The 24638-nt window shown below is 72.0% G+C and carries 19 protein-coding genes, 1 pseudogene and 1 riboswitch; of the genes and pseudogenes, 11 read left to right on the top strand and 9 right to left on the bottom strand.

What is annotated here, in order from left to right; genetic code table 11:
* The first annotated feature begins 113 nt into the window (after positions 1 to 113).
* Positions 114 to 2048 (top strand): ATP-dependent DNA helicase, encoded by a 1935-nt coding sequence (locus ACWEOZ_RS20395; protein ID WP_451912250.1) that lies wholly within the window; start codon positions 114 to 116, stop codon positions 2046 to 2048.
* Positions 2049 to 2162: 114 nt separating this feature from the next.
* Positions 2163 to 4910 (top strand): transglycosylase domain-containing protein, encoded by a 2748-nt coding sequence (locus ACWEOZ_RS20390; RefSeq protein ID WP_451912231.1) that lies wholly within the window; start codon positions 2163 to 2165, stop codon positions 4908 to 4910.
* Between the two features lie 6 nt (positions 4911 to 4916).
* On the opposite strand, the gene ACWEOZ_RS20385 is transcribed toward ACWEOZ_RS20390, so the two are convergent.
* Positions 4917 to 6257 (bottom strand): AI-2E family transporter, encoded by a 1341-nt coding sequence (locus ACWEOZ_RS20385; protein WP_451912230.1) that lies wholly within the window; start codon positions 6255 to 6257, stop codon positions 4917 to 4919.
* Positions 6258 to 6328: 71 nt separating this feature from the next.
* On the opposite strand from ACWEOZ_RS20385, the gene ACWEOZ_RS20380 reads away from it, so the two are divergent.
* Positions 6329 to 6625, top strand: a complete 297-nt coding sequence (locus ACWEOZ_RS20380; protein ID WP_451912249.1) for a GroES family chaperonin — start codon at positions 6329 to 6331, stop codon at positions 6623 to 6625.
* A gap of 283 nt (positions 6626 to 6908) precedes the next feature.
* Here ACWEOZ_RS20380 and ACWEOZ_RS20375 read toward each other — a convergent pair.
* Both ACWEOZ_RS20375 and ACWEOZ_RS20370 read right to left on the bottom strand, forming a co-directional pair.
* Positions 6909 to 8900 (bottom strand): annotated as a pseudogene (locus tag ACWEOZ_RS20375) (PrsW family glutamic-type intramembrane protease); the annotation flags it as partial.
* Between the two features lie 84 nt (positions 8901 to 8984).
* Positions 8985 to 10193, bottom strand: a complete 1209-nt coding sequence (locus ACWEOZ_RS20370) for an FUSC family protein (RefSeq protein WP_451912229.1) — start codon at positions 10191 to 10193, stop codon at positions 8985 to 8987.
* Between the two features lie 30 nt (positions 10194 to 10223).
* On the opposite strand from ACWEOZ_RS20370, the gene ACWEOZ_RS20365 reads away from it, so the two are divergent.
* On the top strand, positions 10224 to 10871 hold the full coding sequence (locus ACWEOZ_RS20365; protein WP_451912228.1) for an HD domain-containing protein: 648 nt from the start codon (positions 10224 to 10226) through the stop codon (positions 10869 to 10871).
* On the opposite strand, the gene ACWEOZ_RS20360 is transcribed toward ACWEOZ_RS20365, so the two are convergent.
* Genes ACWEOZ_RS20360 through ACWEOZ_RS20350 form a run of 3 tightly spaced genes read right to left on the bottom strand, consistent with a single transcriptional unit; the run spans position 10855 to position 13815 of the window.
* A complete protein-coding gene (locus ACWEOZ_RS20360; RefSeq protein WP_451912227.1) occupies positions 10855 to 11124 on the bottom strand; it encodes a DUF4031 domain-containing protein in 270 nt (89 codons plus the stop codon). The genes ACWEOZ_RS20365 and ACWEOZ_RS20360 overlap by 17 nt on opposite strands.
* Complete coding sequence (locus ACWEOZ_RS20355) at positions 11121 to 12920, bottom strand: glycerol-3-phosphate dehydrogenase/oxidase (RefSeq protein WP_451912226.1); 1800 nt, start codon at positions 12918 to 12920, stop codon at positions 11121 to 11123. The genes ACWEOZ_RS20360 and ACWEOZ_RS20355 overlap by 4 nt, the downstream gene beginning before the upstream one ends.
* Positions 12921 to 12978: 58 nt before the next feature.
* Entirely contained in the window at positions 12979 to 13815 is an 837-nt protein-coding gene (locus ACWEOZ_RS20350) for a winged helix-turn-helix transcriptional regulator (RefSeq protein WP_451912225.1), read from the bottom strand.
* Positions 13816 to 13840: 25 nt separating this feature from the next.
* On the opposite strand from ACWEOZ_RS20350, the gene ACWEOZ_RS20345 reads away from it, so the two are divergent.
* The 3 genes from ACWEOZ_RS20345 to ACWEOZ_RS20335 all read left to right on the top strand — a co-directional run bounded on the left by ACWEOZ_RS20345 (position 13841) and on the right by ACWEOZ_RS20335 (position 16754).
* Positions 13841 to 15103 (top strand): MFS transporter, encoded by a 1263-nt coding sequence (locus ACWEOZ_RS20345; RefSeq protein WP_451912224.1) that lies wholly within the window; start codon positions 13841 to 13843, stop codon positions 15101 to 15103.
* An 11-nt stretch (positions 15104 to 15114) separates the two neighbouring features.
* On the top strand, positions 15115 to 16125 hold the full coding sequence (locus tag ACWEOZ_RS20340; RefSeq protein ID WP_451912223.1) for a GNAT family N-acetyltransferase: 1011 nt from the start codon (positions 15115 to 15117) through the stop codon (positions 16123 to 16125).
* Positions 16126 to 16286: 161 nt separating this feature from the next.
* Entirely contained in the window at positions 16287 to 16754 is a 468-nt protein-coding gene (locus ACWEOZ_RS20335) for a hypothetical protein (protein ID WP_451912222.1), read from the top strand.
* Positions 16755 to 16849: 95 nt separating this feature from the next.
* On the opposite strand, the gene groL is transcribed toward ACWEOZ_RS20335, so the two are convergent.
* Positions 16850 to 18472 (bottom strand): chaperonin GroEL, encoded by a 1623-nt coding sequence (gene groL / locus ACWEOZ_RS20330; RefSeq protein WP_360545912.1) that lies wholly within the window; start codon positions 18470 to 18472, stop codon positions 16850 to 16852.
* A 341-nt stretch (positions 18473 to 18813) separates the two neighbouring features.
* On the opposite strand from groL, the gene ACWEOZ_RS20325 reads away from it, so the two are divergent.
* Complete coding sequence (locus ACWEOZ_RS20325) at positions 18814 to 19332, top strand: N-acetyltransferase family protein (RefSeq protein ID WP_451912221.1); 519 nt, start codon at positions 18814 to 18816, stop codon at positions 19330 to 19332.
* Positions 19332 to 19823: a hypothetical protein gene (locus ACWEOZ_RS20320; RefSeq protein WP_451912220.1), complete on the top strand. Its 492-nt coding sequence runs from the start codon at positions 19332 to 19334 to the stop codon at positions 19821 to 19823. The genes ACWEOZ_RS20325 and ACWEOZ_RS20320 overlap by 1 nt, the downstream gene beginning before the upstream one ends.
* On the opposite strand, the gene ACWEOZ_RS20315 is transcribed toward ACWEOZ_RS20320, so the two are convergent.
* Positions 19762 to 20706, bottom strand: a complete 945-nt coding sequence (locus ACWEOZ_RS20315; protein ID WP_451912219.1) for a GNAT family N-acetyltransferase — start codon at positions 20704 to 20706, stop codon at positions 19762 to 19764. The two genes, ACWEOZ_RS20320 and ACWEOZ_RS20315, sit on opposite strands and share 62 nt — an antisense overlap.
* Positions 20707 to 20945: 239 nt before the next feature.
* Positions 20946 to 22226: a threonine synthase gene (thrC, locus tag ACWEOZ_RS20310; protein ID WP_451912218.1), complete on the bottom strand. Its 1281-nt coding sequence runs from the start codon at positions 22224 to 22226 to the stop codon at positions 20946 to 20948.
* Positions 22227 to 22237: 11 nt separating this feature from the next.
* A riboswitch (SAM riboswitch) is annotated at positions 22238 to 22377 on the bottom strand.
* A 267-nt stretch (positions 22378 to 22644) separates the two neighbouring features.
* Between thrC and ACWEOZ_RS20305 the strand changes: the two genes are divergently transcribed.
* Together ACWEOZ_RS20305 and ACWEOZ_RS20300 are read left to right on the top strand one after the other, a co-directional pair.
* Entirely contained in the window at positions 22645 to 23634 is a 990-nt protein-coding gene (locus ACWEOZ_RS20305) for an ATP-binding cassette domain-containing protein (RefSeq protein WP_451912217.1), read from the top strand.
* Positions 23631 to 24638: an ABC transporter permease subunit gene (locus tag ACWEOZ_RS20300; RefSeq protein WP_451912216.1), complete on the top strand. Its 1008-nt coding sequence runs from the start codon at positions 23631 to 23633 to the stop codon at positions 24636 to 24638. The genes ACWEOZ_RS20305 and ACWEOZ_RS20300 overlap by 4 nt, the downstream gene beginning before the upstream one ends.

Here is a 24638-nt window from a genome sequence, read left to right as displayed (position 1 = left end):
GTACGGTCTCGGACGTGACTGCCGCGACCCGCAAGAAGGCAACCGCTTCCCAGCTTCTCGCCGCCGCCGTCGGCGCTGTCCCGGGCGGCGCCTCCCGCCCCGGGCAGGAGGAGATGGCCGCGGCCATCGAGCGGGCCGTCAAGCAACGCGAGCATCTGCTGGTGCAGGCGGGCACGGGCACCGGCAAGTCGCTGGCCTACCTGACGCCGGCCCTGCTGGTCGACGGTCCGGTGGTGGTCTCCACCGCGACCCTGGCCCTGCAGAACCAGCTCGTCGAGCACGACCTGCCCCGGCTGGCCGACGCGGTGGAGCCGGTGCTGGGCCGCCGCCCGACCTTCGCGGTGCTCAAGGGCCGGCACCACTACCTCTGCATGGCCAAGCTCGAGCACGCCGACGAGGAGGCACCGACCGACACGCTCTTCGACGACGCGCCGCCGCGCGCGACCCAGTGGCTGGGTGAGGCGGGCAAGCTCGGCAAGCAGATCCTGCGCGTGCAGGCCTGGGCGGAGAAGACCAAGACCGGCGACCGCGACGAGCTGGACCCGGGCGTCGACGAGACCGCCTGGCGGCAGGTGTCGATGCCGGCCCGCGACTGCGTCGGCGCGGCTCGCTGCCCGTACGGCGCGGAATGCTTCGCGGAGGCGTCCCGGGTGCGCGCCCGCGAGGCGGACATCGTGGTGACCAACCACAGCCTGCTCGCGGTGGACATGCTGGCCGAACGCAACATCGTCCCCCCGCACAAGCTGCTGATCGTCGACGAGGCGCACGAGCTGGCCGACCGGGTGTCCTCGGCGGCCCAGGCCGAGCTGACCCCGGAGGCGGTCGAGCGGGCGTCCAGGCGGGCCAAGCCGCTGGTCTCCGCGGCCGCGGCCGAGGCCCTGGCCGAGGCGGCCGACGCGCTGACCGTCGGCCTGAGCGACCTCCCGGCGGGCCGGCTCACCACGGGCCTGCCGCCGCTGCTGCACCAGGCCGTCATGCTGATCGACTCGGCCACCCGGGCCGCCCTGGACGCGATCGGCGACGTCAAGAACGACGACCCCGACCCGGTCCGCAAGCAGCAGGCCAAGGCCACCCTGGACGACATCTCGACCACCGCCCAGCGGCTGCTCCTCCAGGACCAGTACGACGTCGCCTGGGTCGAGAAGTCCGACCTGGGCAACGGCCGGCGTGCCCTGGTGGTGGCCCCGCTCTCGGTCGCCGGCACCCTGGCCACCAACCTGTACGACGAGCGTACTGTGGTCGCCACCTCGGCCACGCTGACCCTGGGCGGCCGCTTCGACACGGTGGCCCGCTCGCTCGGGCTGCCGGCCCCGGCCCCGGTCCCGGCGGCCCGCTCCGGCGCCGGCCTGACCGCGGACGCGCCACCGGTCTCCGGCGACGGCTGGAGCTCGCTGGACGTCGGCTCCCCGTTCGACTACCCCCGCCAGGGCATCCTGTACGTCGCCGCGCACCTGCCCCGCCCGGCCGCCTCCGGGCTGCCCGACCCCGCGGGTGAGGAGCTGCTCAAGCTGGTGGAGGCCCTCGGCGGCCGCACACTGGGCCTGTTCTCGTCGCGCCGCGCGGCGACCCAGGCGGCCGAGCTGCTGCGCGCCCGCACCGATCTGCCGGTGCTGCTGCAGGGCGAGGAGTCGCTGCCGATCCTGGTCCGCAAGTTCCGGGAGCAGAAGGAGAGCTGCCTGTTCGGCGTGATGTCGCTGTGGCAGGGCGTGGACGTGCCCGGTGACGCCTGCCAGCTGGTGGTGATCGACCGGCTGCCGTTCCCGCGGCCGGACGAGCCGCTGGCCGCCGCCCGCGCTGCGGCCGTGGACGCCACGGGTGGTTCCGGCTTCGCCTCGGTCAGCGTGCCGATCGCCGCGGTGCGCCTGGCCCAGGGGGTGGGCCGGCTGATCCGGTCGACCGGGGACAAGGGAGTGGTCGCCGTGCTCGACTCCCGCCTGGAGACGGCCCGCGGCTACGGCGCCTTCCTGCGTAAGTCGCTGCCCCCGTTCTGGTACACGACGCGCCCGGAGGTCGCGATCGGCGCCCTCCAGCGCCTGGCGAAGTCCTGACCGCCCGTACCGCTGCGACTACTTTCCTCCGAAAAGCAACATAACCACCGTCCCATCCGTCTACTGGTCAGGTGTTGATCGACACCGCCGTGGACGTCGAAGGGACCCCGCTTCATGACGGACGCCGCCGATCCGAAGCCGATCTCGCATCGCAGGCGCTTCAGACTGCCGCGGTGGGCCCGTCGTCTGACCGCGGCCGTCGCCGTGGGCGCGGTGGCGATCAGCGCCGGTGTGGCGGGGTACGTGGCCAGCGTCGATCTGCCACCGGACCCGGTGCCGCCCCAGGCCTCCGTCCTGTACTACCGCGACGGTCGCACGGTGCTCACCCGCATCGGCGCCACCGATCGCACCGACGTCGGGCTGAGCCAGGTCCCGGTGCCGGTCCAGCGGGCGTTCCTGGCCGCCGAGGACCGCGGTTTCTACGACCACGTCGGCGTCTCCACCCGTGGCGTGCTGCGCGCGATCTGGGCGAACGTTTTCCACGACAGCGGCCAGGGCGCCTCGACCATCACCCAGCAGTACGTCCGCAACGCCTACCTCACCCAGGACCGCACGGTCAGCCGCAAGGCCAAGGAGTTCGCCCTCGCGCTGAAGGTCGAGCACCGGTTCAGCAAGGACGAGATCCTCCAGCGCTACCTCAACACCATCTACTTCGGCCGCAGCGCGTACGGCATCCAGGCCGCGGCCCACGCCTACTTCGGTACGACCGTCGATCGGCTGACCGGCTCCCAAGGTGCCGTACTCGCCGCGCTCATCAAGGACCCGACCCGCGGCGACCCGGCCGTCGACGCCGAATGGGCGCAGACCCGGTGGCGGTGGATCCTGCGGGCCATGACCGAGCAGGGCTGGCTGCCCGAAGGCGAGGCCGACCGGGCGAAGTACCCAGCCGTCGCCAAGGAATCGGTCACCGCCAACAGCATCGGCGGCGCCGCCGGGCTGATCGCCGACCGGGTCGAGGACGAGCTGGTGCGGGCAGGCATCAGCCGCCAGCAGGTGCGCACCGGCGGACTGCGGATCACCACCACGATCGACTTCACCGCCCAGGGCGCGGCCTCCGACGCCATGGCCGCCGCGCTGCGCGGCCAGCCCAAGGAGCTGCGGTCCGCCCTGGTGGCGGTCGACCCGGCCAGCGGCGGGGTACGCGCCTACTACGGCGGCGACCGTGGCCGCGGCTACTTCGACGACGCGCTCGCCGCCCGCCCGCCGGCCTCGACCATCAAACCGGTCGTCCTGGCCGCCGCCGAGGAACGCGGCATCGGCTTCGAGTCGCTGTACAACGGCAGCTCACCCCGCCTGTTCCCGAGCCGGCAGGGAGTGCCGCTGTACAACCAGCGCAACCTGCAGTGCCCGGTGTGCCCGCTCGACCTGGCCATGGTCCACTCGCTCAACACGCCGTTCTACGCGCTGGCCGAGCAGATCGGCCCGGACACCGTCCGGCGCCTCGCCCACCGGCTGGGCGTGCCGGAGAAGTACGGCAAGCAGCCGACCATGGTGGACGTCGCCGGTGACCCGGCTCCCGGGCGTACCCGCCCCGACATCGCTCTCGGCCGGTATCCGGTCGCGCCGGCCGACCTGGCCACGGTCTACGCCACCCTGGCCGACGGGGGCCGCCGCCGGGACCGGCACTTCGTCGAATCGGCCATCAACGGCAAGGGCGCTGTGCTGCACCTGTACGCCGGGAAGCCCGAGCGCGTGCTCTCCGGTGCCGTGGCCGCGGACGTGCAGACCGTGCTGTCCAAGGTGGTGGCCAAGGACGGCGAGGTCGCCGGCGCCGACGCGGCCGCCAAGACCGGCTCCCAGCAGTGGGGTGACACCACCGACTCGTCCGACGCGTGGACGGCCGGCTGGGCCCCGGGACTGGCCGCGGTGACGTGGATCGGCCGGGACAAGCCGGGACCCATCCGCGAGAAGAACGGCACCGCCATCAACGGCGACGGCATGCCGTACCGGATCTGGAAGTCTTTCCTGGCCACCGCCCTGCAGGGGCAGCCCGCCCGGGCGGTCAACCGCCCCTCGCACGTGGGCCGGCTGGAGACGACCGACCTGAGGACGCTCGGCGCCGCCATCAAGGCGCCGGTGGGTGCCGTCTTCCAGGGGCCGCAGCAGGGCGACCAGGTCGACAAGTCCAAGGCGACCGGCTCGTGGCAGCAGCGGGTCGACCGGCTGACCAAGGTGCTCGACAGCTACGCCGCCACGGTCCCGGAATTCTCCGTCGCGGTCACCGAACGCCGGACCGGGCGCCGGTTCGACTATCACGGCAAGCGGCAGCAGGAATCGGCCAGCATCGTCAAGGCCGAGCTGCTGGCCGCCCTGCTGCTCAAGGCCCAGGACGAAGGCCGCAAGCTCACCAAGGCCGAGCAGCGCCGGGTGACGAAGATGATCCGGGCCAGCGACAACGACGCGGCCACCAAGGTGTTCGACGCGGTGGGCGGCGCCGACGGCCTGCGCGCGGCGGGTGAGCGGCTGGGCCTGACCGGCACCGACCCGGACGAGTCCTGGGGCCTGACCCGCACGACGGCGAACGACCAGCTCAAGGTGCTCGCCGCGGCATCGGATCCGGACGGCGTCCTGAACGAGGACTCCCGGGAGCTGATGCTCGACCTCATGTCGTCGGTGAACGCGGACCAGAAGTGGGGCGTCAGCGCGGCGGCCCTGCCGGGCGAGCGCGCCGCGCTGAAGAACGGCTGGGTGGCCCGTACGGCGGAGGACAACCGCTGGATCATCAACAGCATGGGCCGGATCACCGGCACGGACACCGACACCGCCGTGGCCGTGCTGTCCCACGGCCACACCGACAAGCAGGCCGGCATCGATGTCGTCGAGCACGTGTCCGCGCTGACCCGCAGCTACCTGGGCTGGTGACGACGCTCAGGGTGCGGTGGTGGTGCCCACGGCCGGCACCACCACAGCGTCCGGCGGCGCCTCCGGACGTTGGCGGCCCAGCCGCCGTACCCCGGTGTTGAGGACCGCGATCAGCGGGACCGCGACCAGGGCGCCGATGATCCCGGCCAGCACCACGCCGCAGGCGATGCCGATGATCACGACCAGCGGGTGGATCGCCACCGCCCGGCCCATGATCAGCGGTTGCAGGATGTGGCCCTCGACCTGCTGGACCAGGATCACCGCGCCCAGCACGATCAGGGCGATCACCCAGCCCTGGTCGACCAGCGCGACCAGCGCCGCGACGGCACCCGACACGCTCGCGCCGACGATCGGGATGAACGCGCCCAGGAACACCAGCGCCGCCAGCGGGAACGCGAACTGGACCTTGAGAATGACCAGCGCCAGGCCGATGCCGGCGGCGTCGATGAAAGCCACCAGCACGGTCGCCCGCACGTAGGAACCCAGCGTCGACCAGGAGGCGTCGCCGGCGTCGGCCAGGCTCCACCGGGCGTTGACCGGGAAGAGCCGCACCAGGAAACGCCAGATCTTGCGGCCGTCACGCAGGAAGAAGAACGTCGCGAAGAGCACCAGCAGCGTGCCGGTGAGCACCTCGAACAGCGTGGCGGCGGTGGCGAACCCGGTCGCAGTCAGCGAGGACGTGTTCGCGTTGATCCAGTTCTGGGCGGAGTCGATGGCCTGGTTGACCTGCTGGTCCGACAGGTGCAGCGGACCGGTGCGGGCCCACTCCTGGATCTGCCGCACCCCGCTGATGGCCTTGTCGGTGAGCTCACCCACGCCGTCCACGAACTGGTTGACGACCAGCGTCAGGGTGCCCGCGACCGCGGCGATGCCGCAGATCAGCACCAGGAAGGTCGCCAGCGACGGCGGCAGCCGGAACCGGCGCAACCAGCCGACCGCGGGCGACAGCAGCGCCGAGAGCAGCAGGGCGATGGCGAGCGGGATGACGACGATGCTGACGATGGCGACGAAACGCAGCAGCACCCAGCCGACGACCCCGACGATGATGAGCCGCCACGACCAGGCGGCCGCGATCCGCAGCGAATGCGGCACCTCGGCATCGTCCCGGCTCGACGTGGACCGATGATCGACCGGCGGATCGGGCGCCGGCAACTCGAACCCGACATCCCGATCGTCCGGCGCCGGATCATGCTCCGTACGCGCCAGCCGGACCGACTCCCGCCCGCTGTCGTACGCACGACGCAGATTCGCCCGGACTCGCTGCAAGCGGCTCAACCGCAGACCCCCTCGTCCGTCGTCACGCCGGTCCCACCGTAGTGCAGACCCGCCCGTGGACCCGCTCACCACCCTGGCCGGGCCGGGCGTACCGTCCTGACGTGAACACCGACACCCGTACCGAGGCCGGGCTGCCCATCCGGATGTTGCACGACCGCGTCCTCGTCCGGCTCGACGGCGGCGACGGCGAACGCCGCTCCAGCGCCGGCATCGTCATCCCGGCCACCGCAACGATGGGCCGCCGCCTGTCCTGGGCCAAAGCCGTCGGCGTGGGCCCGAACGTCCGCTCCATCGTCGTCGGGGACCGGGTGCTGTTCGACCCGGACGACCGCGCGGAGGTGGAGCTGCACGGCAAGGAGTACGTGCTGCTCCGCGAGCGGGACGTGCACGCGGTCGCCGCGACCCGCGTCGAGTCGGACGGCACCGGGCTCTACCTGTAGGTCCGGGAGGTCAGTGCTGCCGAGTCTCCGGCGGGTCGGCGTCGCCCGCGGCCGGGTCGGGGTACTGGTCCGGGTGGTGTCCCGGCTGGGTGTGACCTGGCTGCGAGCCTTGGCCTGGCTGGGCGTGACCCGGCTGCTGGCTGTAGGCCGGCGGGCCATAGCCAGGCTGGGCGTAACCCGGCTGGGCGTAACCCGGCTGGGCGTAACCGGGCTGGGCGTAACCGGGCTGGGCGTAACCGGGCTGCGAGCCGTGGCCGGGCTGGCCCTGGCCCTCGCCCTGCTGCGGACCGTAGCTGGGCTGGCCGTAACCGGGCTGTGGCCCGTAGCCGTTGCCGTCCGGCTGGTCGTGACCAGCGCCGTAGCCGGACTGACCGGAGCTTTGCGGTCCGTAGCCGGGCTGCGTGGCACCAGGCTGGGCGTATCCGCCTTGACCAGCACCCGGCTGCCCGTAGCTAGCCGAGCCCGGAGCTGACTGCCCGTAGCCGGGCTGGCCCGAACCAGGCTGGCCGTAGCCGGCCGGGCCGTAGCCAGGCTGACCGTAACCGGGCTGACCGTAACCGGGCTGGGCGTAACCAGGCTGGGCGTAACCAGGCTGGCCGCCGTATCCGGGACCGACCTGACCGGGCCCGGCACCGTAGCCAGGTGCGGCATGGCCCGGCGGCATCCCGTACCCGCCGGCCATCACCGGCATCGGGGGCAGCCGCACCGGCACCGGCACCACCGGCTCCGCCGGGGCGTTCACCGTGCGCGTCACTCCGTCCGGGAACGCGATCTGGTAGCTGCTCCCGTTCCAGAACGCCTGCGGCATCTGCGGGTCCCGGCCGACGAACACCGACCGGTAACTCGAGATCGCCGTCAGCAGCCGCTGTTCTTCCTCGAGGGACCGCTGCTGGTCGTCCGGGCTGCCGCTGTGCAGACCGCGCTGCATGCCGTCCCGCAGCAGGGCCAGCTTGGTCGACGTCGCCTGGAAGCCGCGCATCGCGCGTACCCCGGTGTCGCCGGCCACCCGCTTGGCCCATTGGCGGGCCGAGTGCCGGCGGCCCAGGCTGCCGAGTGTCGCCACTTCCGGCGGGGACAGCCAGCCGGCGCTCACGTAGCCGGGCAGGATGCGCTCGCTGAGCCGGCCCTCCCAGCTGCGCAGGGCGATGGCGAAGCCGACCACCAGGAAGAAGAAGGGGACCATGAAGCCCAGGTAGCCGTACAGCATGATCAGGGTTTCGCCGGTGGCGACCGACAGGGTCGGCAGCAGGTTGAACGTGCCGTGCAGGATCATCGCGAGCAGCAGGCCCGCGATCGGCGCCAGCCACTTCACCCGGCGGTCCGCGGACCGGGCCGACAGGCCCAGGCCGATGCCGGTCATCGCGGTGAACAGGGGGTGCGCGAAGCCGGTGAAGATGATCCGCACGATGAAGATGAGGAAGAGGTTCTGGATGCCGGTCGCCGGTCCGTACTGGTCGGCGCCCGACGCGTAGCCGTGGCCGCCCAGGTAGAGCACGTTCTCGACCATGGCGAAGCCGAGCGCGGACAGACCACAGTAGACGATGCCGTCGGTGATGCCGGACCATTCGCGGCGCCGGCGCCACAGCAGCAGGATCGGGCCGAGGGCCTTCATCGACTCCTCGATGAAGGGTGCCACCAGCACCGCCACCAGCGCGTCGGGCAGGCCGATCTTGTCGAAGCCCCAGGCGGCCAGTGAGTTGACGCCGATAGCGACCAGCGTGGCCACGGCCGAGCCCCAGGCGAAGCAGAAGATCAGGTAGCGGCTCGGCTCCGGCTCGTACCGGTCCAGCCAGAGGAAGCAGCCGACCAGCACCGGGACCGGCAGGATCGCCGCGCCCAGGCCGATGGCCAGGCCCTTGGGGCCGTTGCTGAAGCCCAGGATGATCAGCATCACGATCGCGCAGATCGCGATGAAGGTGATCACCAGGGTCAGCGGCACCCAGCGCGGAATCCGCGACCGCCGGCGCGGCATCTTGTCCAGGGCCGCCGGATCCGGCATGCCGACCGGCGCATCCGGTGCGACAGCGACCGCGCCGGTCGCCGCGTCACCCCCACCCGGACCAGCACCGGCCGCACCGGAAGCGGCCGGGCCGAAACTGGCCGAACCGGACGCGGCCGAGCCGGACCCGGCGAAATCAGCACCGCCCGGATCCGAACCAGCCTGGGCAAGACCGGCCGGGCCGGACACCGGTGCGGCGGGATCGGGCGCCGGGGAGGCCGGAGCCGCGGAGGTGGGTGCCGGGTCGGGCGACCCGCCGTGAGCTACGTCGGCCATGTCGCCCAGCGTAGCCACCCGGACCGGGCCGGGCAGGCCCGCGGCGGCGGAAAGAGGATCAAGAGCGGAAAAGGGCCGGAAATCTCACGACGGGCCGCGTCCGGAGCCGCCGGGCCGGGACCGGCCGGGCCTCCTGCCGGCGGTACGCCCCCGCGCCTGCCAGCCGACAGCCCGCCGCACCAGCCGGGGTGCTTCCGCGTACTCGATGCCGGTGGCCCGGAGCAGGTCCGAGACCGTGGTCCGGACCTGCGCGACGACCACCCCGCCGGAGAAGCCGACGCCTTCGTCGTACGCCCGGCCCGATTCCGCCGCCGCTCGCAGGGCCCGTTCGCGGGTGGCGATCGGCTCGGCGCCCTTGGCCCATTCCTGGCGCAGCAGGTCGACCGCGTCGCCGAGCAGCGTGATCGAGGTCGGCAGGCATTCCGGGATCTGTTCGCCGTCGCCGAGGGCCGTCATCACCCGCCGGGCCAGTACGCGGACGTTGCGCAGTGCGTACGTCACGTGGTCCGCGCCCTCGACGTACTGGCTCAGGGCGCCGCGGGCGCGCCAGCGGGCCGGGGCGAAGGCCACGTTCTCGCTCGCCGCGGTCGCGGCCTGGTCGAAGCCGGTGAAGTTCGCCTCGGCGGTGCGCAGCTGGTCGAGGGCACCGCCCACCGCTCCGGCGTCACCGGACTTGAGGCCTTCGGCGATCGCGTGCAGGCCGTCGGCGAGCGCCTGCAGGGCCGGGTCCGCGGCCCGGCGGATCACCGTCAGGGGATTCAGCGGCAGCAGGACGGTCATGACGGTCAGCCCGACCGCGCCGCCCACGAGCGCGTCGAAGAACCGGGTGTACGGCAGCCCGGCGCTCGGTGTCGTCAGGGTCGCGACCAGCACCGCGGACGAGGCTGACTGCACCACCAGGGGCGTACCGCCGCCGACAGCCGCCGCGGCCGTGATCGCCAGGACCACCACCAGGCCGACCTGCCACGGCCCGGTGCCGATCAGCAGGATGATGCCGTCGCCGATGCCGATGCCGATGGCCACCCCGACGACGAGTTCGATGGTGCGCCGGGCGCGCTGGCCGACCGACGAGGCGAGGGTGATGACGGCGGCGATCGGCGCGAAGAACGGGCTGGGCCGGCCGATCACGTCGTGCGCGATGAACCAGGCGATGCCGGCACCCAGCCCGGCCTGCGCGGCGAGCGGGAAGCCGGCCCGTACCCGGGACCAGCCGGCGCCGACCCCGGACCGGGAGCGACCGCGCAGTTCGGCGAGAACCGCCGCAAGCCCTCGCTGCGCCTCCACCTCGGTCATGGTGCAGACCCTAACCGCAGGCGTGTCAGGATGACCGGCGTGACGAATCTTGTGCAGCGGTGGGTCGCGGCGGCCCGGGGTGCCGGGGCGACCGCCGACGACGCGGACCTGGGCGCGGCCGGCGAGTATCTGCTGACCCGCTGGTCGGAGCCGCAGCGGCAGTACCACACCGTGGCCCACCTGACCGCGGTCCTCGACGTCATCGACCGGTACGCCGAGCTGGCGCCGGGCGCGGACCGGGTGCGGCTGGCGGCCTGGCTGCACGACGCGGTCTACGACCCGCGGGCGCTCGGTGACGCCAACGAGCGGGACAGCGCCGAGTTCGCGGCCGGGCTGCTGGCCACGCTGGGTGCGCCGGACGAGGTGGCGGCCGAGGTGGCCCGGCTGGTCGGGCTGACCGCCGGGCACGCCACCCAGGACGACGACCCGGACGGCGAGCTGCTCTGCGACGCGGATCTGGCGATCCTGGCCGGCGATCCGGTGGGGTACGCGGCATACACGGCGGCGATCCGCCGGGAGTACGCGCACGTGCCGGACGACGCCTTCCGCGGCGGCCGGACCCAGGTGTTGAAGGCCCTGCTGGAGCTGCCGTCGATCTACCGGCACGCACCTCTGCGAGCGGCGTGGGAGGACAAGGCCCGGGCGAACCTGGAAGCCGAGCTCAAGACCCTGAGCTGAGGTGCTTGGGCCGGCGCAGACCGGCCGCGCGCAGCCGGGCGGAGAGCTCCCGGGAGCGGACCAGCGTGGCGCCGAGCCACAACGCCATCGGGAAGCGGACGTCCGGGATGTCGTAGTGGTCCCGGTCGAACGCGCGCCGGGGTGCGCCCAGCATCTCCGCGAAGGCGTGCAGCTCCGCGTACGAGACGTCGCTGACCAGGTGCGACCAGAGGCGGCCGCGGGCCGGCCAGCGCGGCTCGTCGACGAGGATCAAAGTTCCACTTCGAGCAGGTCGATGCCCCGGTCGGCGGCGTAGCCGCGCACGTCGGGCACGCCGAGCCGGGCGGCGTCGGCGGTGAGGTCGTCAGGCATCTTCTGCGACTGCCGTTCGGCCTCGACCCGGGCCAGGTAGTGCTCGATCTCCCGGGAGCGCACGGCGCCGTCCCAGCCGAGCGCGTCACCCATCACGGCGGCGGCGTGGGCAGCGGTGTCGGCCCCGCGGTGCGGGGTCTCGAACGAGATCCGGGTACGGCGGGTGAGCACGTCGTCGAGGTGCAGCGCACCCTCGGCCTGGGCCGCGTACGCGACCTCGGCGGCCAGGTATTCCGGGGCGCCGGCGAGCGGGGTGGCCAGCGCCGGATCGGCCTCGATCATCGCCAGCAGGTGGACGGTGAGGGTGCCGTACCGTTCCAGCAGATGCTCGATCACCCCGGCGGTGACGCCGTGCCGGCGGGCGATGTCGAGCCGGTCCCGCCAGGCGGCGGCGAAGCCGTCGGCGCCCAGCAGCGGAAGCTGATCGGTCCGCGAAGGCTGCGCGGAACCGCCGAGCCGGCGCACGGCCCGGTCGATGACGTCGGCCGCCATGACCCGGTACGTGGTGTATTTGCCGCCGGCGACGAGCAGCAGCCCCAGCATCGGCTCGACCACGGCATGCTCGCGGGACAGCTTCGAGGTGGAGTCGGCCTCACCGGAGAGCAGGGGCCGCAGGCCGGCGTAGACGCCCTCGATGTCGTCGGCGGTGAGCGGCCTGTCCAGCACGGTGTTGACCTGGTCGAGCAGGTAGCGGATGTCCCGGGCGGACGCGGCCGGGTGCGAGCGGTCCAGCTCCCAGTCGGTGTCGGTGGTCCCGATGATCCAGTGCCCGCCCCACGGGATGACGAAGAGCACCGAGGTCGGCGTGCGCAGGATCAGCCCGGCCTCGCCGGTGATGGCCGACCGCGGCACGACCAGGTGCACGCCCTTGGAAGCGCGCACCCGCAGACCGGGCCGAACGCCGACATCGCGCAGCATCCGGGACATGTCGTCGCTCCACACCCCGGTCGCGGCGACCACGGTGCGGGCCCGCACCTCGAACTCGGGCGAGTCGGGCGACTCCAGATCGCGCACCTTGACCCCGACGACCTCGCGCGCCTCACGCAGGAAGCCGGTGACCCGGGCGCTGGTGACCACGGCGGCACCGAGGCTGGCGGCGGTGCGGGCCAGGTTGACCACCAGGCGGGCGTCGTCGACCTGCCCGTCGAAGTACCGGATCGCCCCGGTGATCTTGTCGGCGCGCAGGCTGGGGAAGAGGTGCCGGGCGCCGTCGCGGGTCAGATGCCGGTGCAGGGGCATGCCGCGCCCGCTGCCGAAGACCCCGGCGAAGACGTCGTACGCCGCGACCCCGAGGCCGTAGTAGGCCCGCTGCCAGACCCGCGCGGCCGGCGACGCGGCCGGCAGCGGCACCAGGATCGGCACGGGCCGCACCAGGTGCGGGGCGAGCCGGCTGGTCAGCAGCCCCCGCTCGGTGAGCGCCTCGTGCACCAGGTGCAGCTCGAGCTGCTCCAGATAACGCAGGCCGCCGTGGATCAGCTTGCTGGACCGGCTGGAGGTGCCGGCGGCCAGGTCACGAGCCTCGACGAGGGCGACCTTCAGGCCGCGCGAGGCGGCATCCAGGGCCGCGCCGGCGCCGGTGACCCCACCGCCGATGACCAGCACATCGAACTGCTCGTCCCGCAACCGCCGCAGGTCGGCGGTGCGGCGGATGGGTGAGAGCCGGCCGGCGGCATAGCGGGAGACGGAAGGAGAGCGCACAACCCCCACGGTAGCGCTGCCGGGAGTCCTCCCGGCGGGTGAAAAGAGATTGGCAAGATCAAATGCGGGCCCGGGCCTCGCTCAGCATCTCGGTGACCGAGGCGGCCGGGTCGGTGATCGGGAACTGGACCGTACGGATCGTCGCCGTCGGGTCGGCCAGCAGGGTCAGGCGCTTGAAGCGGTCCACACCCGCCGCCCGGAACGTGGGCAGGCGCAGGCTCGCGGCCAGCTTCACGTCCTGGTCCGACAGCAGCGGGAACGGCAGCTTCGCGTGGGTGGCGAAGGCTTCCAGCTGGTCCGGGCGCTGGGTGCTGATGCCACGGATCTCGGCTCCGGCCGCGGTGAAGTCGGCCGCTCTGGCCGCGTACGTCATGGACTCGAGGGTGCAGCCCGGCGCTCCCGGGATCTCGCCCCAGCCGGGCGGATGGCCGGGGGTGTCCGGCGCGAAGGCGCCGGGGAAGAAGTAGAGGACCGTCCAGGTCTCCAGGCGCAGGGCCGGGATCCGCCGGCCGATCAGGCCGTGCACGCGGTGTGCCTCCGCCGACGTCGGCGCCGCCGTCGCGGTGAGAGAGCCGTCGCCGAGCACGTGCCGGTCGCCCCACTCCTGGAGAGCGATCAGCACCGGCAGCAGGCCCTCGCCCTTGGGCGTGAGCAGGTAGTCGTGGCGAGGCGGGTGCTCCGAGTACGGCTCCCGGCGCAGCACTCCGTGCTCGACCAGCGCGGCCAGGCGTTCGGTCAGGGCCCGCCGGCTGACCCCCAGCGAGCGCTGCAGAGCCTCGAACCTGGTCACGCCGCCCGCGATGTCGCGGACCACCAGGAACGTCCACCAGTCCGTGAGCACGCCGAGGGCCTGCTCGATGCCGCAGTCGGCATCAACGAGTTCGACCCTGCGCACGACCTCCACTATAGTCCGTTCCAGAATGGAACTTACTCGAACGGGGGCGGGGACCGTGAGCGTGTTCTGGCGGTGGTGGGCGGCCGGCACCAGCAGTGATCTGGGCTCGGCCGTCGGCGGGGTGGCCTTGCCGCTGACCGCGCTCGCGGTCCTCGACGCGACCCCGTTCGAGATGGGCCTGATCGCCGCGGCCGGTTACGTCGCCTGGCTGGTGATCGGGCTGCCCGCCGGGGTCATCGTGCAGCGCCTCCCACTGCGCGGCACCCAGGTCGGGGCGGATCTGATCCGCGCGCTCGCCGTCGCCTCCATCCCGGTGGCCTGGTGGGCGGGCGTGCTCAGCGTCGCTCAGCTGGTCGTCGTCGCCCTGGTCGTCAGCTTCGCGCACGTCGTCTTCTTCGTCGCCAACACCACGTTCCTGCCCGAGATCGTCAGCCGGCACCAGCTCCAGTCGCGCAACAGCCTCACCTCCGGCACCCACGCCACCACCCAGCTGGCCGGCCCGTCGCTCGGCGGGCTCGCGGTGCAGGTCCTCGGCGCGGTGCCGACGCTGCTGATCGACGCGGTCAGCTATCTCGTGTCGGCGGCGCTGCTGCGCACCCTGCCGGCCCGGCGGGGGCACCGCCCGGACCGGCCCACCCCGATGGGCGCGATGATCCGCGAAGGCTGGGCGTACGTGACGAGGCACCCGATGATGGGCCCGGCCATGTGGTCGGCCACCGCCTCGAACTTCGTCAACGGCGCCTACCTCGCGCTCTTCCCGCTCTACCTGGTCCGCGAACTGCACGCCCCGGCCGCCGTCGTCGGCGTGCTGCTCGCTGTCGACGGCGTGGGCACCCTGATCGGGGCGGCGCTGACGACCCGGGCCACCAACGCGCTCGGCACCGCCCGGGGACTGATCATCCTTGGCTTCGTGGAGGCCGCTGCCGCCTTCGTCATCCCGGCCGGCACCGGCTGGGTGGCGTACCTGGGCTTCACGGCGGGCGTGCTCGTCTTCGCCGCCACCGGATGTGTTTTCAGCGTGACCACCCGCACGTACCGGCAGATCGCCAGCCCACCGGAGCTGCTGTCCCGGGTGATGGCGACGGTCCGGTTCGTCTCCTGGGGCGCCATCCCGGTCGGCGGGCTGGTGGCCGGCGCGCTGGCCGGGCCACTGGGCGCCCGGACCACCTTGCTGATCGTCGCGGTGGCCGCGGTGGCTGCACCACTCGCGCTGCTGTTCTCCCCCGTACGCGGGCGCCGGGACCTGGCCGAGCCGACCACGCCGGAACGGGAGGCGGTCGTTGGGTAGGTTCGGCGGTTGTGGACAGCGAGTTCTGGATCTCCGAACTGACCGACGACGACGTACCCGCCGTGGTGGCGCTCTGCCGGAGCGCCCTGGATCTGCCCGAGGACGCCGCCGAGGCCGCGGAGATCGTGCTGCGCCTGCGCGAGACCACCGGCACCGACGGCTGGTCGGCCGCTCCCCGCCGGATCACCGGATTCATCGCCCTGCGCTCAGCCGGCGCGAGCGCCGCCGCCGGGGCGGCCCTGTCCGGGGAGCCGGTATCGGTGACCGGCGGCCGGGTGATCGGGGTGGTGCTGGGCTCGGTGTCGCACCGGGACCGCTCGATCGGCCACGTCGACCTGATCGCCGTGGACCCGCAGGAACGCCGCCGCGGCGTGGCCCGGGCGCTGGTGTCCCGGGTCGAGGGCGCGCTGGCCGGCCTCGGTGCGGGCGACGTCGTGATCGCCGGCAACGCGCCGTACTACGCCTGGCCGGGCATCGACGTGCGCTACACCCCGGCGATCTGCGCGGCCATGGCGTTCGGCTTCGAGCAGGACCAGCCCGCCTGGAACATGACCGTGGACCTGACGACGGAAGCCTCCGGAGCCGCACCGGGCGCGACGGCAGAGGACGAGGCGCGGCTGGCCGGCGAGGGCATCACCATCCGCCGAGCGGGCGCTGAGGACCTCCCAGCACTGGTCCGCTTCACGCTGGCGAACTTCGGTGAGGGCTGGGCCGGCGAGATCACCCACTCCGTGGGGCGGGACCAGGCCGGCTGCCACCTGGCGCTGGCCAAGGACGGGGCGATCCTGGGCTTCGCCGCGTACGGCTCGTCACGCCCGTCCTGGTTCGGTCCGATGGGCACCGCACCGGCCGCCCGAGGATCAGGAATCGGCGCCCTGCTGCTCCGCCGCTGCCTGGCCGACCAACGAGCCGCGGGCCACACCCATGCCCAGATCGGCTGGGTCGGCCCCCTCCCGTTCTACGCGAAGGCAGTAGCCGCCCGAGTCGAACGCGTCTTCCTCCTCTACCGCAAACAGCTCTGACCTGACACGGCGGGTTGTGAGCCGCAGCAGCCGGGAAGAGAACGGCCATGAATGACGGGGATGAATACGAGCAGCTGACCGTCGGGCGGTGGACCCAGCGGTGGCTTCAGCTTTCCTGGTGGACGCGCGGGGCGGTCGTCGGCCTGGCCCTCGGAACGGTCATGTTCGTCTTCTCGTGGGCGAGCGACGACGATTCCGACCCGACAGGGCAGATCATCGGCGCGGCGGCCGCGGCAGTGCTGCTCGCGATCGTGTCGGGTCTTCTCATCAGGTCCTACGAGCGACGGATCTTCGGAGCCGAAGGGGCCGTCCTGACCCCGGAGGAGAGGTTCACGGTCGTGCGCAGCGTGGACGCCGGGCGGTGGCCGGACGACGTACGACTGCATCCATCTGTCTCCCGGCTGGTGGACCGGCGGCTACGCCGCACGATGGCACCTGCGGCCGTGATCGCGGTGTTCGGCCTGATGATCGCCGTGGCCGTGCTCAATGTGGTCCTGAACGGGCCGTGGTGGTGGCTCGCCGTCGCCTTCTGGGCCATCGCAGGCCCTTGGTCGATCCGAAGCGCCAGGCGCAGCCGCGTCGCGGCGCAAGCCGTGCGCGATGCCGCGCCGGCCAGCCGACCTTCGTGAGATAGCCGGCGATCTGGACCACAACCGGCTTGGGGGCAACCAAAGACGGGCCGCCCGAAAACCGGGCGACCCGCCTCTGAAGGAAAGCGAAGGACTTAGAAGTCCATGTCCCCGCCACCCGGAGCACCGGCCGGAGCCGGGTTCTTCTCCGGCTTGTCCGCCACGACAGCCTCGGTCGTGAGGAACAGCGCGGCGATCGACGCGGCGTTCTGCAGCGCCGAGCGGGTGACCTTGGCCGGGTCGATGATGCCCGCGGCCAGCAGGTCGACGTACTCGCCGTTGGCGGCGTTCAGGCCGTGACCCGCTTCGAGGTTGCGGACCTTCTCCACCACGACGCCGCCCTCGAGGCCGGCGTTGACGGCGATCTGGCGCAGCGGCGCGTCGAGCGCGACCTTGACGATGTTCGCGCCGGTGGCCTCGTCGCCGACCAGGTCGAGCTTGTCGAACGCGGTCTTGCCGGCCTGCACGAGCGCCACACCGCCGCCGGGGACGATGCCCTCTTCGACGGCCGCCTTCGCGTTGCGGACGGCGTCCTCGATGCGGTGCTTGCGCTCCTTGAGCTCGACCTCGGTGGCCGCGCCGACCTTGATGACCGCGACGCCGCCGGCCAGCTTGGCCAGGCGCTCCTGCAGCTTCTCGCGGTCGTAGTCGGAGTCCGACTTCTCGATCTCGGCGCGGATCTGGTTGACCCGGCCCTGGATCTGCTCGGCGTTGCCGGCACCGTCGACGATGGTCGTCTCGTCCTTGGTGATGACCACCTTGCGGGCCTGGCCCAGCAGGCTCAGGTCGGCGGCGTCGAGCTTGAGGCCGACCTCTTCGCTGATGACCGTGCCACCGGTGAGGATGGCGATGTCGTCGAGCATGGCCTTGCGGCGGTCACCGAAGCCCGGGGCCTTGACGGCGACGGACTTGAAGGTGCCACGGACCTTGTTGACGACCAGGGTGGCCAGGGCCTCGCCCTCGACGTCCTCGGCGATGATGATGAGCGGCTTGCCGCCCTGCATGACCTTCTCGAGGACGGGGAGCAGGTCCTTGACCGCGGAGATCTTGCTGTTCGCGATGAGGATGTACGGGTCGTCGAAGACGGCCTCCATACGCTCGGCGTCGGTCATGAAGTACGCCGAGATGTAGCCCTTGTCGAAGCGCATGCCCTCGGTGAGCTCCAGCTCGAGCCCGAAGGTGTTGCTCTCCTCGACGGTGATGACGCCTTCCTTGCCGACCTTGTCCATGGCCTCGGCGATGATCTCGCCGACCGTGGAGTCACCGGCGGAGATGGAGGCGGTGGAGGCGATCTGCTCCTTGGTCTCCACGTCCTTGGCGAGCTTGCTCAGCTCGTCGGAGACGGCGGAGACGGCGGCCTCGATGCCCCGCTTGAGGGCCATCGGGTTGGCGCCGGCCGCGACGTTGCGCAGGCCCTCGCGAACCAGGGCCTGGGCCAGGACGGTCGCCGTCGTCGTGCCGTCGCCGGCCACGTCGTCGGTCTTCTTGGCGACCTCCTTGACCAGCTCGGCGCCGATCTTCTCGAAGGTGCCCTCGAGCTCGATCTCCTTGGCGATCGACACACCATCGTTGGTGATGGTGGGAGCGCCCCACTTCTTCTCGAGCACGACGTTGCGGCCCTTGGGGCCGAGCGTCACCTTGACGGCGTCGGCGAGCTGGTTCATACCACTCTCGAGGCCGCGACGAGCTTCCTCGTCAAATGCGATGATCTTGGCCATACGGCTTTGTCCTCCTGGACATTCGCGGCGCCGGGCCGGTCCGGCCCGCTTTCCGCACGTTGAGAACCATGCGGACGTCACCACCTGGCGATGTGACGTCCTCAGGCCGAGCCGGATAGCCCGCGACGACCGGTCCCGTGCCCCGGCACCGATGGCGGTGCCGCAGCCGTGACCCCACCGTCCCGACCTGCTGGCACTCACATGGCGCGAGTGCCAATCACTTGTTTAGCACTCTGCTGGGGCGAGTGCAAGCAGAACGGACCGCCCGCACGGGTGCCCGCGGCGGTCACATATCGGCGTCCGACTTGCCCCCACCTGGGCGACGAGGTAGGCAGAGCATCATGACCAGCACTGTCGCGCCCACCATGACCGTGCACCGGGTCACTCCCGCCGACGCGGGCCGGATGCGTGCGCTGCGGCTGGAGATGCTGGCCGACAGCCCGCTCGCCTTCCTGGAGACCCTGGCCCAGGCCGCGGCCCGGCCGCACGCCGACTACCGGCGCCGGATCGTGCAGGCGTCCACCGGCGGCCAGCTGGCCCAGTTCGTGGCCGATCCCGGGGGCCGGCTGATCGGCCACGCGGGCGGCACGGTGCTGCCGGAGGATCCGCGCGCGACGGTCGTCTTCGCGGTCTACATCACACCGCCCCAGCGCGGCCGGGGGGTGCTGCGCGAGCTGGTCGAGGCGGTGGCCGAGTGGTCGGTGGCGATGGGCCGCGGTGAGCTGATGCTCGAGGTCGTGGTCGGCAACGACCGGGCGGTCCGGGCGTACGAGCGGCTGGGCTTCGAGGACACCGGCGTACGGGTGCCGCACCCGGTCGTCCCGGGTCTGCTGGAGTTGCAGATGCGCCGGCGGGCCTGATGGGCGCCAGGTGGCCCCTGGCCCGCACCGTGCTGACCGCAGTGAACGGCACCACGCTGGTCGGCCTGGGCATCGCCGCGCTGACGGGCGCCAAGGTGCGCCGCGGCCCCGGCGGCATCCTGATCGCGGAGGGCTACCGCCGCAAGGCGCCCCCGGCGACCTGCTTCACCATCGGCTCGGTGATCATCACCCGGCGTACGGCCGAGTGGCTGCTGGACGAGAGCCGCGCCGCGCTGCTGGCCCACGAGAGCCGGCACGCCGGGCAGTACGCGCTGCTGGGTCCGCTGTTCTGGCCGGCGTACTGGCTGTCCTGCGGCTATTCGTGGGCGATGACCGGCACCTACGGCACGCGCAACGCCTTCGAGCGGCACGCGGGCCTGGAGCACGGCGGTTACCGGGTGGCTCCGCTGCGGCCGGGGCTGCGCCGGTTCAGACGGTCAGCTGCCACTGGGTCCAGCGATCCACCGGCCGGAAGCCCATCGCCCGGTTGATCCGGAGCATGTGCTCGTTCTCCTCGGCGTTGGAGGTGTCGATCGCCCGCAGGCCGGGGCGGGCCGTACGCGCGTACCGCAGGTTGTGGTTCTTGATCGTCAGCCCGAGGCCGTGTCCGCGGTGGTCCGGGTCGACGATGGTGATGTTCTGCCAGGCGTGCCAGTCGGTGTCGTTCTCGATCGCGATCATCGTCCAGGCGACGAGGCGTCCGCTCTCCTCGTGCACAGCGCCGGTGTGGAACGTCGTACGCCTCCGGATGCGCAGCGTCTCCTCGGCCGCACGGACCCGGGCGGCGTCCACTTTCTCGGACTCCACGGCCAGTTCGCCGGTGGGCGCGTCCTCGTTGAGCCGGCTGTCCAGGTAGCCGATGTCGTCCAGCAGCTCCTCGGGCGCCTCACCCGACCATCGGACGAGCCGGTAGCCGGCCGCCGCGGGGCTGTCGTCGGGCAGGGCGCCGGTGAGGTCCAGCCGGCTGCGGATCTCCACCAGCGCCGGGATCGCGCCCACGGCTTTCGCGAAGGCCTCGGCGTTCACCGCCTCGCCGATCAGATGCCGGCGGCCGAGCGCCTCGGTGCGGCTCACCGCGAAGGAGAGCAGGGCCCGCCCGGTTCCCCGGCGGCGGTGATCCGGGTGGACGAAGAGCTCGACGTTGACGTTGGCCAGGTTGTCGAGCTGCGGCAGGAACAGCTCCAGGTGGCCGGCCGGGGTTCCGTCACGGACGGCGAGGTACTGCTCCGTCTTGCTGCCGGGCCACGCGTGCCGCAGCCGGGTGCTGTAGGTCTCGAAGGTGCTGAACGGGATGTCGGGGGCTTCGGCTCCGGCGGCGGCCCGGTCGATCTCGTAGGCCGCCCGCTCGTCGACGAGGGGGACTATGCGCAGCATCCCGACAGAGTGCGCCGCCGCGCATCACACCGCGACTGAGATTTGGTCGGGAGGACGCGCGCACAGCGCCTCCGGCACTGGGTCGTTGGGCCCCTAGGAGATTGTCGCCAAGCTCGAAAGTGGGGCCGCGTACGGCGTCGCGTCCTCCCGCGTAGAGCATCCTGCCGAGCCGAGGATCGCCGCGCAAGTCCTCGCGGGTAGGAATTCTCGACGTTAGGCAGAGTGCTGACTACTCAGTGTCACCCGAGCAGGCCGGCATCCCGGGCGCCGCGGAGCGACGGCTTGATCCGGTGGGTGGGTCCGACCTGGCCCGCGACGGCGTCCAGGGTCTTGAGGCCCTCGCCGGTGTTGTAGACCACCGTCTCCTTGTCCGGGTCGAGCTTGCCGCCGGCCACCAGCTTCCTGAGCACGGCCACGGTCACCCCGCCGGCGGTCTCGGCGAACACGCCGGTCGTGCGGGCGAGCAGCTGGATGGCGTCGCGGATCTCGTCGTCGTCGGCGTAGTCCATCCAGCCTCCGGTGCGGGTCACGGCCTCGATGGCGTACGCGCCGGCGGCCGGGTCGCCGATGTTGAGCGACTTGGCGATGCCGGTCGGCTTGACCGGGATGATCTGGTCGGTGCCGTTGTGCAGCGCGGTGGCGATGGGGTTGCAGCCGGCCGACTGGGCGCCGAAGACGGTCCAGCCACCCTCGGGGGCCTCGACCAGGCCGATCTCCACCAGCTCGGTGAACGCCTTGTCGATCTTGGTGAGCAGCTCGCCGCTGGCCATCGGCACGACCACCTGGGCCGGGATCCGCCAGCCGAGCTGCTCGGCCACTTCGTAACCCAGAGTCTTGGAACCCTCGGCGTAGAACGGGCGCACGTTCACGTTGACGAAGGCGGTGTCCTCGAACTCGTCGGTCTCGACCAGCTCGCCGCAGAGCCGGTTGACGTCGTCGTAGGAGCCGTCGATGGCGACCAGTTCGCCGCCGTACACCGCGGTGGTGATGACCTTGCCCTGCTCCAGGTCGCCCGGGATGAAGACGATCGAGGGCACCCCGGCCCGGGCGGCGTGCGCGGCCACGGAGTTGGCCAGGTTGCCGGTGGAGGCGCAGGCGAAGCGGGTGAAGCCGAGCTCGCGGGCGGCGGTGAGGGCCACCGAGACGACCCGGTCCTTGAAGGAGTGGGTCGGGTTGGCCGAGTCGTCCTTGACCCACAGCGGGGCCCGCAGGCCGACCTCGGCGGCCAGCGCGGCCGCGCTGACCAGAGGGGTCAGGCCGGGGTCGAGGGTGACGCGGGTGGCCGGGTCCTGGCCGGTGGGCAGCAGGGCGGCGTAGCGCCAGATGTTCTGCGGGCCGGCCTCGATCTGCTCGCGGGTGACCGCAGCCAGCGCGGCGGGGTCGTAGGCGACCTCGAGGGGGCCGAAACACTCATAACAGGCGTGCTGCGCAGCCAGCGGGAACTCGGCGCCGCACCCACGGCACACAAGGGCACGGGCGGGGCTGGTGGACTGGCGGGGGGCGTCGACGGTGGACGTCACAATGAGGCTCCTTCTCATCTTTCCCCCGGCGTCGGTGGACGCACGTGGGGACGGAATTAGCACCTGCCACACGCTGGGCCTCGTCATCGAGACATGTGTGGTGGTTGCCGGGGCGTCATCGGGCCGTTCCCTCAGCCCCTCTGGATGAGGTATTCAGTTGTGACCCACACCTTACGGCGTGGGCGGCCAAAGCGCTGCCAAGCATCCCGAGGTGTGAGCGACGTCCTTCCTCGTTTCCGGGACAACCAAGATCAAATTCATGTCGTGCCTGGTTGCCTGGTGCTGACCGTCGCTCCCGCCGAGACCGGGCGAGGGCGGCCAATCGCCTGGCGGCTCATGAACGGCCACCCTCACCCTGCCAGGTCCGTGCACGGCGCAACCCGGCGGAACGGTGGCGGAGAGTGAATAGGGTGACGGCGTGAATGCTGTCCTCGAGATACAGGGCCTGCGCAAGACCTATCGCAGCCGCAAGGGGGTGCGCCGGGCGCTGGACGGCTTCGACATGGTCGTCGAGGCCGGGCAGGTGCACGGCTTCCTGGGGCCCAACGGCTCGGGCAAGACCACCACGCTGCGTACCCTGCTCGGCCTGATCCGGCCCAACGGCGGCCGGATGGCCCTGCTGGGCCGGGAGGTGCCGCAGGCCCTGCCCGAGGTCGCCGGCCTGGTCGGCGCCATCGTGGAGAGCCCGCAGTTCTTCGGCAACTTCTCCGCCCGTGACACCCTCTCCCTGCTGGCCGACGCCGGCGGCGTCGAGCGGGTGCGGGTCGACGAGGTGCTGGAGCTGGTCGGGCTGCGCGACCGGGCCACCGACCGGGTCAAGACCTACTCGCTGGGCATGAAGCAGCGCCTCGCGGTCGCGTCCGCCCTGCTCAAGAACCCGCGGCTGTTGATTCTGGACGAACCGGCGAACGGCCTGGACCCGGGCGGCATCCGCGAGATGCGCACGCTGATGCGCAACCTGGCCGAGTCGGGGATGACCGTGGTGCTCTCCAGCCACATCCTCGGCGAGATCCAGCTCATCTGCGACTCCGTCACGATCATCTCGGCCGGGCGCCGGGTGGCGGCCGGTGGGGTCGCCGACGTGCTGGCCCAGCACGCCACCTCCTCGGTACGGGTCCGCGTCGAGTCGCTCGCCGACCTGACCAGCTCGGCCGGGGCGCTGCGGGAGATCGGCGCCCAGGTCGTCGTCGAGCCGGATCACCTCATGGTCAGCGGCATCGCGCAGCCCGGAGCCATCACCCGGACGCTCGCCGCCCGCGGCGTCTACGTCAGCGAGCTGGCCCCGGTCGCAGTCGACCTGGAGAGCGTCTTCCTGGAGCTCACCGGCACCGCGCCGGTCGAGGGTGAGCATCGCCAGGTCGACGAGTCCGCGGCTGCCCCGGCGATCAACGGCGGGTGGGGTCAGTGAGCCTCTACACGGCGGAGACCCGCCGGCTGACCAAGCGCCGGTTCACCCGGTTCTTCGTGCTCGGCACGCTGCTCGTGCTGGCCGCCATCGTGGCCGGGATGTTCTTCACCAACCACAAGGCGTCGCCCGAGCGGCTCGCCGCCGCGCAGGCCGAGGCCGACAGCCAGTACCAGATGGCCGTCCGGCAGGCGACCAAGGAGACGGCGGACTGCCAGGCGGCCCAGGGCACACCGGCGGCGCAGAACTATCCGCCCTGCGACCAGATCTACCAGCCGGTCCGGGACGACTTCCGCGCCGAGTGGTTCATGGACCCGACGTTCACCTTCCGCGAGCAGTTCGGTTTCCTGGTGACCGCGCTGGCCGCGTTGCTGGCGGTGATGGCCTTCGTGATCGGCGCGACCTATGTGGGCGCCGAGTGGAGCAGCGGCGGCATGATGAACCTGCTGCTGTGGCGACCGCGGCGGCTGCAGGTGCTGGGCACCAAGCTCGGCGCGTTGCTGGTGAGCCTGGCCGCGTTCACGGTGGTGGTCTCCGCGGTGTGGACGGGTCTGTTCGCGCTGACCGCACAGTTGCGCGGCACGCTGGCCGGGATGACCTCGGGCGCCTGGCAGTCGATCCTGCTCATGGAGCTACGCGGTCTGGTGCTGGTGCTGGTGGCGGGCGCGGTGGGCTTCGGGCTCGCCTCGCTGGGCCGGCACACGGCGATGGCCCTGGGCGCGGCGATCGGGGCGATCATCGTGTTCCAGTTCGGCCTCGGCACCGTGCTGACGCTGGCCAAGGTGCCGTTCGTGGAGGCGTACCTGGTGCCGGTGTGGACCCAGGCCTGGATGGACAAGTCGGCCGTGGCCACCGACTGGGACTCGTGCGACTACTCCAGCACGGCCGGGTGCGAGCCGGCCACGGTCACCATCACGTGGCCGATGGCCGGCGGGGCGCTGGCGGCGGTGGTGCTCCTCGTTGTGGGGGCCGCTATGTGGACTATGCGTAGCCGAGACATCACTTAA

The organism is Actinoplanes sp. NPDC004185 (genome assembly GCF_053603475.1).
This window is presented reverse-complemented; position numbering and strand designations above follow the sequence as displayed.